This is a genomic window from Delftia sp. NA_296.1, from assembly GCF_052692095.1.
In genome coordinates this window covers 410,295-423,379 of the sequence record NZ_JBQZGF010000003.1, presented here as the reverse complement: position 1 = coordinate 423,379, position 13,085 = coordinate 410,295, and the positions used below count along the sequence as shown (strand labels likewise).

14 protein-coding genes are annotated in these 13,085 nt (G+C 66.9%); 6 read left to right on the top strand and 8 right to left on the bottom strand.

Features of this window, described 5'->3' with window-relative positions; genetic code table 11:
- Positions 1 to 8: 8 nt before the first annotated feature.
- Together ACUTR7_RS09810 and ACUTR7_RS09805 are read right to left on the bottom strand one after the other, a co-directional pair.
- Positions 9 to 1,352, bottom strand: a complete 1,344-nt coding sequence (locus tag ACUTR7_RS09810; protein WP_445608715.1) for a c-type cytochrome — start codon at positions 1,350 to 1,352, stop codon at positions 9 to 11.
- A complete protein-coding gene (locus ACUTR7_RS09805) occupies positions 1,349 to 2,194 on the bottom strand; it encodes a c-type cytochrome (RefSeq protein ID WP_445608714.1) in 846 nt (281 codons plus the stop codon). Before ACUTR7_RS09805 ends, ACUTR7_RS09810 begins: the two co-directional genes overlap by 4 nt.
- 168 nt (positions 2,195 to 2,362) lie before the next feature.
- On the opposite strand from ACUTR7_RS09805, the gene ACUTR7_RS09800 reads away from it, so the two are divergent.
- Together ACUTR7_RS09800 and ACUTR7_RS09795 are read left to right on the top strand one after the other, a co-directional pair.
- Complete coding sequence (locus tag ACUTR7_RS09800) at positions 2,363 to 3,358, top strand: DnaJ C-terminal domain-containing protein (RefSeq protein WP_071955077.1); 996 nt, start codon at positions 2,363 to 2,365, stop codon at positions 3,356 to 3,358.
- Positions 3,355 to 3,690 (top strand): chaperone modulator CbpM, encoded by a 336-nt coding sequence (locus tag ACUTR7_RS09795; RefSeq protein ID WP_034392145.1) that lies wholly within the window; start codon positions 3,355 to 3,357, stop codon positions 3,688 to 3,690. Before ACUTR7_RS09800 ends, ACUTR7_RS09795 begins: the two co-directional genes overlap by 4 nt.
- Before the next feature lie 88 nt (positions 3,691 to 3,778).
- Here ACUTR7_RS09795 and ACUTR7_RS09790 read toward each other — a convergent pair whose 3' ends face one another.
- Entirely contained in the window at positions 3,779 to 3,940 is a 162-nt protein-coding gene (locus ACUTR7_RS09790; protein WP_012204826.1) for a hypothetical protein, read from the bottom strand.
- Between the two features lie 244 nt (positions 3,941 to 4,184).
- Between ACUTR7_RS09790 and ACUTR7_RS09785 the strand changes: the two genes are divergently transcribed.
- On the top strand, positions 4,185 to 4,811 hold the full coding sequence (locus tag ACUTR7_RS09785) for a lipocalin family protein (protein WP_034398350.1): 627 nt from the start codon (positions 4,185 to 4,187) through the stop codon (positions 4,809 to 4,811).
- 18 nt (positions 4,812 to 4,829) lie between these two features.
- On the opposite strand, the gene ACUTR7_RS09780 is transcribed toward ACUTR7_RS09785, so the two are convergent.
- The 4 genes from ACUTR7_RS09780 to ACUTR7_RS09765 all read right to left on the bottom strand — a co-directional run bounded on the left by ACUTR7_RS09780 (position 4,830) and on the right by ACUTR7_RS09765 (position 10,740).
- The gene (locus ACUTR7_RS09780; RefSeq protein WP_043823549.1) at positions 4,830 to 6,518 is read right to left on the bottom strand and encodes an ABC transporter ATP-binding protein; all 1,689 of its coding nucleotides are present in this window, start codon (positions 6,516 to 6,518) and stop codon (positions 4,830 to 4,832) included.
- Positions 6,515 to 7,642 (bottom strand): ABC transporter permease, encoded by a 1,128-nt coding sequence (locus ACUTR7_RS09775; RefSeq protein ID WP_085929073.1) that lies wholly within the window; start codon positions 7,640 to 7,642, stop codon positions 6,515 to 6,517. The genes ACUTR7_RS09780 and ACUTR7_RS09775 overlap by 4 nt, the downstream gene beginning before the upstream one ends.
- A 143-nt stretch (positions 7,643 to 7,785) precedes the next feature.
- Positions 7,786 to 8,814, bottom strand: coding sequence for a microcin C ABC transporter permease YejB (locus ACUTR7_RS09770; RefSeq protein WP_013803046.1), 1,029 nt, complete (start codon positions 8,812 to 8,814; stop codon positions 7,786 to 7,788).
- 96 nt (positions 8,815 to 8,910) lie between these two features.
- The gene (locus ACUTR7_RS09765) at positions 8,911 to 10,740 is read right to left on the bottom strand and encodes an extracellular solute-binding protein (RefSeq protein ID WP_043796336.1); all 1,830 of its coding nucleotides are present in this window, start codon (positions 10,738 to 10,740) and stop codon (positions 8,911 to 8,913) included.
- Positions 10,741 to 10,852: 112 nt separating this feature from the next.
- On the opposite strand from ACUTR7_RS09765, the gene fabI reads away from it, so the two are divergent.
- Positions 10,853 to 11,653 carry an enoyl-ACP reductase FabI gene (gene fabI / locus ACUTR7_RS09760; protein ID WP_034392136.1) on the top strand — a complete coding sequence of 267 codons (801 nt, stop codon included), beginning with the start codon at positions 10,853 to 10,855 and terminating at the stop codon, positions 11,651 to 11,653.
- On the opposite strand, the gene ACUTR7_RS09755 is transcribed toward fabI, so the two are convergent.
- Positions 11,650 to 11,808 carry a hypothetical protein gene (locus ACUTR7_RS09755; protein ID WP_156897953.1) on the bottom strand — a complete coding sequence of 53 codons (159 nt, stop codon included), beginning with the start codon at positions 11,806 to 11,808 and terminating at the stop codon, positions 11,650 to 11,652. The genes fabI and ACUTR7_RS09755 overlap by 4 nt on opposite strands.
- Positions 11,809 to 11,928: 120 nt before the next feature.
- On the opposite strand from ACUTR7_RS09755, the gene ACUTR7_RS09750 reads away from it, so the two are divergent.
- Together ACUTR7_RS09750 and ACUTR7_RS09745 are read left to right on the top strand one after the other, a co-directional pair.
- Positions 11,929 to 12,381 (top strand): hypothetical protein, encoded by a 453-nt coding sequence (locus tag ACUTR7_RS09750; protein WP_445608713.1) that lies wholly within the window; start codon positions 11,929 to 11,931, stop codon positions 12,379 to 12,381.
- A gap of 61 nt (positions 12,382 to 12,442) precedes the next feature.
- The gene (locus tag ACUTR7_RS09745; RefSeq protein WP_445608712.1) at positions 12,443 to 13,078 is read left to right on the top strand and encodes a superoxide dismutase; all 636 of its coding nucleotides are present in this window, start codon (positions 12,443 to 12,445) and stop codon (positions 13,076 to 13,078) included.
- Positions 13,079 to 13,085 lie beyond the last annotated feature (7 nt).

The window sequence follows — 13,085 nt, the reverse complement described above, 5'->3', positions numbered from 1 at the left end:
AAAGCCTCTCAGAAACCACGCCCTTCCCGGGCGCGATAAACCTCCATGTTACCGATTTCCGCCGCCTTGTTGCCCCAGGCGTTGCGCACATAGCTGGCCACGGCGGCCACCTGTGCGTCGGACAGCACATGACCGAAAGGCGGCATGCCGTGCGGCTGCGGCTGCTGCCGGGTGGAGGGTGGGTAGCCCCCCTCCAGCAGCACCAGCAACAGGTTGCGCGGTTCGGCCAGGGTCACGGAGGCATTGCCCGCAAGCGCGGGAAACGCGCCCGGCGTCCCCTGGCCCTCGGCACCATGGCAAACCGCGCATTGCCGCTCGTAGACGGCCCGCCCCAGGGCCATTTGCCCGGATGGCACGGGCGCGGCAGCAGGCCTGCTCCTGGGCGGGCCTGCTGCCGCGCCCTGCTCCTGCAGGTAGGAAGCGAGGGCCTGCAGATCCTGCGGCTGCCAGTGCTGGGTGCTGCGCGCCACGACTTCGGCCATGGGGCCCAGCGCCGATCCCGAAGGACCCGAACCCGTCTGCAGCAACTGCACCCAGGCGGACTCCTGGCCTGCGCGCACGCCAGCTTCTCCCGGATCAAGCAGCGACGGCGCATACCAGGCCTGCCCTGCCACAAAGCCACCGGACATGACCTGGGACGAGGCACCCATGCCGTTGCGCGGTGCATGGCACGCCGCGCAGTGCCCCAGGCCCTGGGCAAGATAGGCACCGCGATTCCAGGCAGCCGCCTTCTGCGGCCGGTCCTGCCAATCCTGCGGGGTGAAGAACAGCGCGCGCCAGACAGCCAGCGAGCCCTGCCAGCCATAGGGAAAGTCCAGCGCATGCCGGGGCACCTGCGCGCGCACGGCAGGCAGGCTTTGCAGATAGGCAAACAGCGCGTCCGAGTCGGCGCGCGTCACATGGGTGTAGCTGTCATATGGAAAGGCCGGATACAGCAGGCGCCCTTCCCGTGACCGCCCGTTATGCATTGCACGCCAGAAGTCCTGGGCCGTCCACAGCCCCAGGCCACTTTCCTTGTCAGGCGTGAGATTGCTGGTGTACAGCGTGCCGAACGAGGTGGGCAGGCCCCGCCCGCCCGCATACTCGGCGCCGCCAGCCGCCGTATGGCAGCCTGCGCAGTTGCCCACGCGGGCCAGGTAGGCACCGCGCTCTATCAAGGCGGCCGGCGTTTCGCGCGCGCCTGACCAGCCGCCATGGCCATAGGCGTGCACGCCCTGCTCGCCCCGCAGGTTGAGCCAGACCAGGAGCGCGCCCAGCAGGGCGATGATCAGCAACGCCAGCCCTGCCACCCTGGCCAGCCGCCGTCGCCCGTGTGCGTTCCCGCTTGCCGCGTTTTCTGCCAGGGTGTTCATGGCTTGCCCTCCTGGCCAGCAATGGCGGCCACGGCGCCGCAGCGCAGCGGCATGGGCAGGGCCAGGGCTTCATGTGCGCCCGGCGCTGCCAGTGCGGGGCGTGATGACAACCAGGCCGTGACGGCTACGACCTCCTGCGCTGTCAGCGCCTTGGCCACCTGGTCCATGCAGTCGGGCGCTGCCGCCTTGCGCTGGCCGGAGCGCCAGGCACCGATCTGGCTGTTCAGATAGTCGCGCGACAGGCCCAGCAGGCCCGGAACATCGTCACCCGCACCCATGAGCCGCTCACCATGGCAGGCAGCGCAGGCGGGCAGGCCGCGCTGCGCGTCGCCCCGCAAGACCAGTTGCTCGCCACGGGCGAGCTCAGCGGGCGGCAGTTGCGCCGGCACAGGCGGGGCATAGGGAAGCTCCAGGCCTGCGAAGTGCGTGGCGATCTGGCGCAGATAGTCGTCCGACATGAATTCGATCAGCCGGTTCATGGCCGGATAGCTGCGGCGCCCTTGCTGGAAGTTCTTGAGTTGGCGGTACAGATAGCCTGCGGGCTTGCCCGCAATGCGCGGAAAGTAGCCGCTGGGCGTGGCCCGGCCCTCGGGACCATGGCAGGCCGTGCAGGCCAGCACCCTGAAGGCCATGGAGCCCACATCGGGCAGCGGGGCGCTGACCACGGCGGGCGGCAGGTCTGCCATGGGCACGCCCGGTGCTGGCTGCATGGTCTGCGCGGTCTGCGCCATCACCCCGCAGGTTCCACACGCGCCGGCCACCAGCCATGCGCCCAGCAGGGCCCTCCATCCCCTGGAGCCTGTGCGCCCCCGCCCAGCCCGCCACCGACTGCCATGTGCCATGTCCGACGCCTCCTGTTCCGTCCTGCCGACGCGCGAATGTAATGAACCCGTCACAAGATGCCAGTCAAGCAGGAAAAGGCCCATCGGTTGAGACCCTGCCATGACCGGGCTATGCTGCTTTCGGGTTTGTCCAGAACATCGCCCGCAAGGGCCGGAGGACGGAAATTCATGGATTACAAGGACTACTACCGCATCCTGGCCGTGGACAGGCAGGCCAGTGCCGATGACATCAAGAAGGCCTACCGCAAGCTGGCGCGCAAGTACCACCCCGATGTCAGCAAGGAGGCGGACGCCTCCGAGCGCATGGCCGAAGTCAACGAAGCCAATGCCGTGCTGTCGGACCCCGAAAAGCGCGCAGCCTATGACGCCCTGGCCGATGCGCCGCGCCGCAGCGGGCCCGGCGCCGGCGGCTTCCAGCCACCACCTGGCTGGGAAGGGCAGGACTTTCACTTTCGCAGCAGCGACGGCGCCATGCCGGAGGGCGACGCGGACTTCAGCGAGTTCTTCTCACAGATGTTCGGCCAGGGCGCGCGTGCCCGCCATGCGGGCGGGGGCGGCCAGCATCGCGCCCCACCCGACATGCGCGGGCAGGACCAGCACGCCAGCATCGAGCTGGACCTGCTGGACAGCTACCAGGGCGCGCAGCGCAGCCTGCACCTGCGCACCACGGTGCTGGATGAGGACGGACACCCGGTGGCGCGCGACAAGGAATTGCAGGTCAGCATTCCCAAGGGCGTGCGCGAAGGCCAGATGATCCGCCTGGCCGGACAGGGCGGCCCGGGCCTGGGCAACGGCCCGGCAGGCGATCTGCTGCTGGAAGTGCACCTGCGCCATGACCCGCGCTGGTGGGCCGAGGGCAAGGATGTCTACCAGCCCGTGTCCCTGGCCCCCTGGGAAGCCGCACTGGGCGGCCCGGTCCGCGTGGCCACCATTGCCGGTGAATTCGAGGTCAGCGTGCCCGCAGGCAGCCGCGCTGGCCGCAAGCTGCGCATCAAGGGCAAGGGCTTGCCCGCCGCCACGCCGGGCGACCTGTACCTGGTGCTGGGCATCGCCCTGCCCGAGCCCCAGACCGACGCCCAGCGCCAGGCCTATGCGGCACTGGCCCAGGCCTTTCCCTCGTTCGATGCCCGCCAGCACGCAGCGGGCCAAGGAGCCACGCGATGAGCACGCCGCTGTACCCCTTCTACGAGCCCGCAGAACTGCTGGACGAAGGCGCTCTGGACCTGCAGGATCTGGCCCGCCACTGCCAGCGCAACACCGCCTGGGTGGTGGAGCGTGTGCAGACCGGCGTGCTGTACTGCGAAAACGAGCCGTCCGGCGAAGCGGCCGCGCCGCAGGCACAGTGGCGCTTCAGCAGCCAGACCCTGGTGCGCGCGCGCCGCATAGCCCATCTGGAGCACAGCTTCGATGCCGACCCTCAGCTGGCCGCGCTGACGGCGGACCTGATCGAGGAAGTGCAGATGCTGCGCCGAAAGCTTCAGGCACTGCAGCATTGAGAACGCCGCCTCAAAAGCAAAAGCCCTCGAAAGAGGGCTTTTGCTTTCAGAACGTGGCCGCAGCAGGCATGCATGCGGCCCGCCGTGCTCAGCGGTGACGCTTGCCGGGGTTCTTCTTGGTATGGGTGTGGGCGCCACGGGCGCGGCTCACGCGCTGGCCACGGCCGGGCGTCGGCAGGGTGACGCCGTTGGGCAGGGGAGGCTGGGGAGTGAACTTGCGGTCGGCTTCGGTAACGATCTTGTTGCCCATGGCATTTCCTTCTTCAAAAAAATGAGAACGCGCAATTAGGCCATAGACCTGCATGACCGCGCACAAAAAAACACATGGCCTGCTCTGGCATAGGGAAAGTTCCAGCGTTGCGCGGCCCGCACAGCACCGGTGCAGGCAGCGCCGGCCTACACTGCGGCCCGGTTTTCTGTCCTAAAGTAGGAGCACGCTGCCAAGCGCGCAAGACCCTGGCATGCACGTCTGCCTGAACACGGAGTTCCGCACCATGTCACCCCGCCACCCCAATACAGAGTCAACTACCCCATCCACTTCCCGCCCCGCCTGGGTGCTGCCCACGGCCGGCCTGGCAGGGCTTGCCGTAGGCGCCGCCGCAGCAGCGTTGCTGTGGAAGGGCCTGCGCAACCCACCCATCCCCCCTACCGTGGAGCCGGTGCGCGGCTGGGACATCCAGCGCTACATGGGCCGCTGGTATGAAGTGGCCCGCATCGACCACAGTTTCGAAAAAGGCCTGGAGCGCACCCAGGCCGAGTACACACAGCTTCCCGACGGAACGGTGCACGTGCTGAACCGGGGCTACGACGCCCGCCACCGGCGCTGGAAATCCTCCGAGGGCAAGGCCCGCACGGTGCACGGCCCGGACGTTGCGGCGCTCAAGGTCTCTTTCTTCGGCCCGTTCTACGGCGGCTACAACGTGGTGGCTCTTGATGCCGAGTACCGCTGGGCCATGGTGGTGGGATCGGACCTGCGCTATTTCTGGATTCTTTCGCGCACGCCCGAACTGGCCGACGGCGTGGCGGCACGCCTGCTGGCACAGGCCCGGCTGCTGGGTGTGCCCGTGGACAAGGTCCAGTGGATCCTGCAGGACGGAGTCAATCCCACGGGCAGCTGGTAGCGCGGACCGGCAACTGCCTCAGAACCCCTCGGGCATGCCGTCGCCCGAGAAGCCGGCGGCCTCCACCAGCCGCTGCGTGTACGCCTGGCGCGGCGCGCCCAGCACCTGGGCGACGGGGCCGGATTCGACGATGGCGCCATCCTTCATGACCACCACGTCATGGGCCATGGCGCGGATCACGTCCACGTCATGCGTGATCAGCAGATAGGCCAGGCCCCGCTCGCGCTGCAGCCGCTGCAGCAGGCCCAGCACCTGCTGCTGAATGGTCACATCCAGCGCGCTGGTGGGCTCGTCGAGCACCAGCACCTCGGGCTCCAGCACCAGGGCGCGTGCAATGGCGATGCGCTGGCGCTGGCCTCCCGAGAATTCGTGGGGATAGCGGTCAAGCAGGCCGGGAAACTGTTCCTGCGTCAGGCCCACGGCCGACAGCATCTCCACGATGCGGTCGCGTTGCTGCGGCGCCGTCAGCGACGGCGCATGCACGCGCAGGCCCTCGCCAACGATCTGCTCCAGCGTCAGCCGGGGCGACAGCGATGAATACGGGTCCTGGAATACCACCTGCACCTTGCGCCGCAGCGCACGGTTGGCGGGCGAGTTGCGCGTGGCTGGCTGCTGCCAGGCATGGCCGGCAATGCGCAGCCGTCCTTCATGGGGCAGCAGCCCCAGCACGGCCTGGGCCAGCGTGGATTTGCCCGATCCCGATTCACCGACCACACCCACGGTGCGCCCGGGCAACAGCGCCAGGTCTGCGGACTGCACGGCGACGAAGCGCCCCTGGCCGAACCATCCGCGCATACCTGCCAGCGGCACCGGATAGCTGACCTTGAGGCCCTGTGCCTGCACCAGCGGCTCGCCAGCCGTGGCCTGGGCGCCTGCCTCCACCTCGATCAGGTCGCGGCGCGGCACGCTGGCCAGCAGCTTGCGCGTATAGGCATGGCGCGGAGCCGCCATGACCGCCGACACCCCGCCCTGCTCCACCAATTGCCCGCGCTCCATCACCGCCACGCGGTCGGCAAAGCGCCGCACCAGATGCAGGTCGTGCGTGATCATCAGCACGGCCATGCCGGTCTGGCGCTGCAGGTCATCGAGCAACTGCAGGATCTGGCCGCGCAGCGTGACATCGAGTGCCGTCGTCGGCTCATCGGCCAGGAGCAGGCGCGGGCTGCTGGCCAGCGCCATGGCGATCATGGCGCGCTGGCGCTGCCCGCCACTGAGCTGGTGGGGAAAGGCGCGGGCGCGGCGCACAGGCTCGGCAATGCCGGTGGTCGCCAGCAATTCGGTGGCCTGAACCAGGGATTGCGCTCGCGTCAGCCCCTGCTTGAGGCGAAGCACCTCGCCCACCTGCTCGCCCACGGTCATCAGCGGGTTGAGCGCCGTCATGGGCTCCTGGAAAATCATGGCCACGTCGCCGCCGCGCACGGCGCGCATCTCGCGCTCGGGCAGGCGCAGCAGGTCGCGGCCGTCGAACAGGGCCTGGCCGCCCAGCTGAGCGTCTCCAGCCAGCCGCAGCAGCGACAGCGCGGTGATGGTCTTGCCCGAGCCGGACTCGCCCACCAGCGCCAGCTTCTCGCCTGCCGCCAGGTCGAAGCTCACGCCGTGCACCACATCCTTGCTGCCGAAGCGCACGCGCAGGTTGCGCACGGACAGCAATGTCCGGCCACGGCCGGGGGGCGAAGGTAGCTCCATTGCCGGCTGCTCTGCGTTCATGCGGCGTCCTTTGCATCGACACCGGGGGCGGCATCGCTGGCAGCGGCCTTGCGCGGGTCCAGCGCATCGCGCAGCGCATCACCCATGAAGGTCAGCAGCAGCAGCGTCACCACCAGCACGGCAAAGGTGGACAGCGAGATCCACCAGGCATCGATGCTGTTCTTGCCCTGGTTCAGCAGCTCACCCAGGCTGGGGGTGTCAGGCGGCACACCCAGCCCCAGGAAGTCCAGCGAGGTCAGGGCCAGGATGGCCGCACTCATGCGAAACGGCAAAAAGGTCACCACGGGCGTCATGCTGTTGGGCAGCAGATGGCGCCAGATCAGCGCGCCATTGCCCACGCCCAGCGCCCGCGCCGACTTCACATAGTCCAGCTGGCGGTTGCGCAGGAACTCGGCACGCACGTAGTCCGACAGGCCCATCCAGCCGAACAGCGACAGCAGCACCAGCAGCAGCGAGACGCTGGGCGCCAGCACCGCGCTGAAGATGATCAGCAGATACAGCTCGGGCATGGAGCCCCAGATCTCGATGAAGCGCTGGAATGCCAGATCGGTCCTGCCGCCGAAAAAACCCTGGACGGCCCCCGTCACCACGCCCAGCACCACGCCTGACGCCGTCAGCGCCAGCGCAAACAGCACGCTGACGCGAAACCCGTAGATCAGCTGGGCCAGCAGATCGCGCCCCCGGTCATCCGTACCCAGCAGGTTGTCGCGCGAGGGCGGTGCCGGATTGGGCGAGGTCGCGAAGTAGTTCAGCGCCTGTGGCCCATAGGGATTGAGCGTATACAGCGCCCAGTTGTCGCCCTGGCTCAGGCGGTCGCGGATGAAGGGGTCCAGGTAGTCGGTGGCCGTCTCGAAGTCGCCGCCGAAAGTCTTCTCGGAATAATCGTTCCACAGCGGCCAGTAGGTCTGGCCCTCATAGCGCACCACCAGGGGCCGGTCGTTGCTGATCAGCTCGGCGCCCAGGCTCAGCACCACCATCACGCAAAAAGCGACCAGGCTCCAATACCCCAGCCGATTGCGCCTGAACCGCATCCAGGCCCGCCGCGCTGGCGACACTGCCACCACAGCCAGCGGTACAGGCGCTGCTCCGGGCAGCCCTGCGCCTGGAGCGGCAAGGGAGTGCATCTCAGTTTCCATGTTGCTGCATCACAGTGGCGCGACCGCCCAAAGTCAGGGACACCAGGCAAGGGCCTGCGCCAGCCGCCAATGGCCCGAACGCTCCCCCCGCAAAGCAAGAGGGGGAGGCGGCGCAGCCGTTCAGGGGGCGCTCAATCAAACCGTACACGCGGATCCACCCACACATAACAAAGGTCACTGACCAGTTTGGTCACCAGGCCGATCAGCGTGAACAGATACAGCGTGCCCAGCACCACGGGATAGTCGCGCCGAATCACGCTGTCATAGCTGAGCAGGCCCAGGCCGTCCAGCGAGAACAGTGTCTCTATCAGCAGCGAGCCCGTGAAGAAGGCCCCGATGAAGGCGGCCGGAAATCCGGTGACGATGGGGATCAGCGCGTTGCGCAGCACATGGCGGTAGAGCACCTGCCGCTCGGACAGGCCCTTGGCACGCGCAGTCAGCACGTACTGCTTGCGAATCTCTTCCAGGAAGGCATTCTTGGTCAGCATGGCCGTGATGGCGAAGCTGCCCGCCACCATGGCCGTCACCGGCAGCGCGATATGCCAGAGATAGTCCACGATGCGCGCGCCCCAGGACAGCTCGTCCCAGTTGGAGGAAGTCAGCCCGCGCAGCGGAAACCACTGCAACTGGCCGCCAAAGATCACCAACAGCGCCACGCCCAGCACGAAACCCGGAATCGCATAGCCGACCAGGATCAGCAGCGTGGTGGCGAAGTCGAACCGCGAGCCGGCCCGCACGGCCTTGGCAATGCCCAGCGGCACGGCAACGAGGTAGCTGATGAAAAAGGTCCACAGTCCCAGGCTGGCCGAGACCGGCAGCTTCTCCTTGATCAGCTGCCAGACATCCTTGTTCTGAAAGAAACTGCGCCCCAGGTCGAACCGCGCGAACTGCCCGAGCATCTGGAAGAAGCGCTCATGGGCCGGCTTGTCAAAGCCGTAGAGGGCCTTGATCTGCTCTATGCGCTGGGGGTCCACCCCCTGGTTGCCACGGTAGGCCAGGCCACCGCCCTCGCCGCCACGGCCCACGCTGGCCTTGGCCTCGGCCAGATACTGCTCGACCGGGCCACCGGGCACGAACTGCACGACCACGAAGGTCAGCAGCAGTACGCCCAGCAGGGTCGGCACCATCAGCAGCAAGCGTTTGAATATGTAGGCCCACATAAGAAGTCTTGCATTATGTCCATTGCGGGGAGGGGCTCCGGCCAGGGCACGCCCTCATCATGCAACGGATCGCAACGACACAGCCGCAACGCCGGCTCATGGAGGCGGCGCGGTCAGCACCGGCATACGCGCCCACCAGGTGTCCATGGCCCAGCTCTCGCCCTTCGCATAGGCCGGAACCACGGCCGGTCGCACCAGGCGCCAGGAGTCGTAGACCATGCGGTGCGTGCCCGCGCTCCACTGCGGAATCAGGTAGTGGCCGTGCGTGATGATGCGTTCGAGTGCGTGGCAGGCAGGCAACAGTTGCGCCTCTGTCTTGGCCTCGGTCATGCGGCGGATCATGGCGTCGACCGCCGGGTTCTTCACGCCGGGGAAATTGCCGGAACCCTCGGTTGCCGCCGCCTGGCTGCCGAACAGGTCGGCGAATTCCTGGCCTGGATTGTTCGTGCCCTGGTAGGCGATGGAGATGATGTCGTAGTCGAACTTCTCCACGCGCTGCTGGTACAGCGCAAAGTCCGCCGAGCGAAAGCGCAGCCGGATGCCCAGCTTTTCCAGATTGCGTATCCAGGGCGAGACCTGGCGTATGCCCGACTCGCTGCTGTCCAGGTACTCCAGCTCCATGGCCTGGCCCCGCGCGTTGCGCAGCACGCCATCCTGAATGGTCCAGCCGGCATCGGCCAGCAATTGCCGCGCCTGGCGCAGATTTCCGCGCAACGAGCTGTCGCCATCGGTGCGCGGCGGCTCGGCCATGGGGCCGAAGGCCTCTGGCGGAATGCTCTTGCGCAAGGGCTCCATCAGCGCCAGCTCCTCTGGCGAGGGCTCGCCATGGGTCTCGCAGGCCGTGTTGCCGAACAACCCGCGCACGCGCTGGTAGGAACCGTAGAACATCTGCCGGTTCATCCACTCGTAGTCCATGGCCAGGCCCAGGGCGCGGCGCACCCGGACGTCCTGCAGCACAGGCCGGCGCACGTTGAGCACATAGCTCTGGAATCCCGATGGCAGCTTGTTGCTGAACTCGCCCTTGACCAGCTCGCCCCGGTCGAAGCGCTTGCCGTACAGGCGCCGCGCCCAGTCGCCGGCACTGTAAAAGCGCATGAGGTCGAACTCCCCGGCCTTCAGCGCCTCCAGCCTCGCCGTGTTGTCGCGGTAGATCTTGACGGAGATGCGATCGAAATTGGCCGTGCCAACGCGCACAGGCAGATCGCGGCCCCAGTAGTCCGGGTCACGCACATAGGTGATGTCCTTGCCGAATCGCACGGGACCTATCTTGTAGGGCCCGCTGCCGATGGGCGTGTCCGTAACCACCTGGTCGAAGGGCTTGGCCTTGCCGTTTTCCACGCCCCAGTCGCGGCTGAACACTGGAATGGCCCCCACGGTCAGCGGCAATTCCCGGTTCGGCTGCTTGAAGCGAAAGCGCACAGTGCGCTCGTCCAGCACATCGACGCCCGCCACATCGAAGAACAGCGTTCTGTAGCCGGGCAGTGCATGCGGGCCCACCAGCGTGTCATAGCTGAACTTGACATCGGCGGCCAGCACGGGCTTGCCGTTGTGAAAACGTGCCTGGGGCCGCAACCGGAATGTGGCGGACAGGCCGTCGGCCGCGGCCTGCACGTCTTCGGCCAGCAATCCGTAGCCGGTGGCGGTCTCGTCCAGCGAGGGCCACAGCAGGGTGTCGAACATCAGCTCCGCCAGATAGGCGGGCGACGACCCCTTGATGGTGAACGGGTTGTATTTGTCAAAGGTGGAGATGCGCAGATTGCTCACCAGGCGCAGCTCGCCGCCCTTGGGGGCCTTGGCGTTGACATAGTCGAAATGGCTGAAGCCCTCGGCATAGCGGGGCTCGCCCCACAGGGCATAGGCATGCGAGCCCCAGGCCGGCACACACGCCGAGGCCAGCAGCAGCGAAGAAATCATCCAATGGCGCATGCGACAATTCTGCACCACGCAGCCAGCCCTTCCGCTGGCAAACGCTGACGCGGGCCCCGGCCGTCGCCGCCAGCTGGTGCGCACTTCCACTCACTTTCTCTGGAGAACAACAATGGGCTTTCTCGCCGGTAAAAAACTGCTGATCACGGGCGTTCTGTCCAACCGCTCCATCGCCTACGGCATCGCCAAGGCCTGCCATGCACAGGGCGCGGAGCTGGCCTTCAGCTATGTGGGCGAGCGCTTCAAGGACCGCATCACCGAGTTCGCCGCCGAATTCGACTCCAAGCTGATCTTTGACTGCGACGTGGCAGACGATGCCCAGATCGAAAAGCTGTTCGCCGACCTGGGCGCGACCTGGGGCAAGTTCGACGGCTTCGTGCACAGCATCGGCTTTGCACCGCGCGAGGCCATCGCCGGCAACTTCCTGGACGGCCTGTCGCGCGAAGGCTTCAAGATCGCGCACGACATCAGCGCCTACAGCTTCCCCGCGATGGCCAAGGCGGCCCTGCCCTACCTCAACGACAAGTCCTCGCTGCTGACCCTGTCGTACCTGGGCGCCCTGCGCTCCATCCCCAACTACAACACCATGGGCCTGGCCAAGGCATCGCTGGAAGCCTCGGTGCGCTACCTGGCCGAGGCCGTGGGCCGCACGGCAGACGGCCGCGCCATCCGCGCCAACGGCATCTCGGCCGGTCCCATCAAGACCCTGGCCGCCTCGGGCATCAAGGACTTCGGCAAGCTGCTGGGCCGCGTGGCCGATGCATCGCCGCTGCGCCGCAACGTGACCATCGAGGACGTGGGCAATGTGGCCGCCTTCCTGCTGTCGGACCTCGCCTCGGGCGTGACGGCCGAGATCACCTACGTGGACGGCGGCTTCAGCCAGACTGCAGGCCTGTCGGCCGACCAGGTCTAAGTCAACGCCAGACTGCGACCCGCCCCGCAGGCATTGCCGCCTGCGGGGCTTTTTTTCGCCTGGAATCCAGGCATCCGCATCCTGCCGATGCGCGAAAGGAAATACACATCGGATTGCATACGGTCATTTTTGTTTTGAATGAGAATGATTCTCATGAATAATACAATTCTCAGATCAATATCAAAGAACCTCTGAAAACCTCGGAGCCAGCAGATATGCAAGCAACCTCTGACCTCAGTCTGCCCTCTCCCGTCCCGGCACCCTCCGAAGCATCCTTGAATCAATGGGAACAGCTGGCGCGCCGCGCCCATGGGCATTTCCATGCAGGCCAGATCGAAAGCGCGCTCGCCATGCAGATGAAGGCCCTGCATGTGGCGCAGCGCCTCATCACCGGCCCGCTGCTGGCGGACCACGCCGATCACTGCATGGCCGCCTGGGTGGTCTCCCACCACAACCTGGCCGAGTTGCTGGCATTGCGCCAGCAGCCCGCACTGGCCATCGAATACCTGTGCGAGGCGCACCAGGGCCTGCTGGCCCTGGGTGATGCGCGCCACCATGCGGCCGCCGTGTGCAGCGCCGCCTGGCGCCATATGCGCGAAACCCATTCAGCCCTGCTGCAGTGGCAGCGCCAGCACGGCAGCCAGCCCCGCATCGATGCGGCGCTTCAGGCCTCGGCCCGCGTCTTCGACTGCACAGCCACGGCCCTGCCGCCCCGGCTGGCGCATTGATTGCCGCCGCACAGACATCGCAACGCACCGATTTTTCCCCGTAGTCCCTGAAAGAAACCACATGAGCAACTACACCCTGCCTCCCCTGAACTACGCCTACGACGCGCTGGAGCCCCATATCGATGCGCAGACCATGGAGATCCACTACACCAAGCACCATCAGGCCTATGTGAACAACCTGAATGCCGCGCTCAAGGACACGCCGCACGGCAGCCAGCCCGTGGAGCAGTTGATCGCCGACCTGTCCCTGCTGCCCGAAGGCGTTCGCGGTGCCGTGCGCAACAACGGCGGCGGGCACGCCAACCACAGCCTGTTCTGGACCGTGATGGCCCCGGTGGACCAGGGCGGCGGCGGTGCTCCCTCGGGCGAACTGGCCCAGGCCATTGACCGGGAACTGGGCGGCTTCGATGCCTTCAAGGCCGCCTTCACCCAGGCCGCGCTCACGCGCTTTGGCAGCGGCTGGGCCTGGCTGGTGGTGGGCAAGGACGGCAAGCTGGCCGTGGAAAGCAGTGGCAACCAGGACAGCCCGCTGATGGCCAGCGTCGGCTCCGGCGCCACCCCCATCCTGGGCCTGGACGTGTGGGAACACGCCTACTACCTCAAGTACCAGAACCGCCGCCCTGAATACATCGCGGCGTTCTACAACGTAGTCAACTGGGCCGAAGTGGCCCGCCGCTACGCCGCCGCACGCGGCTGAACGGTCC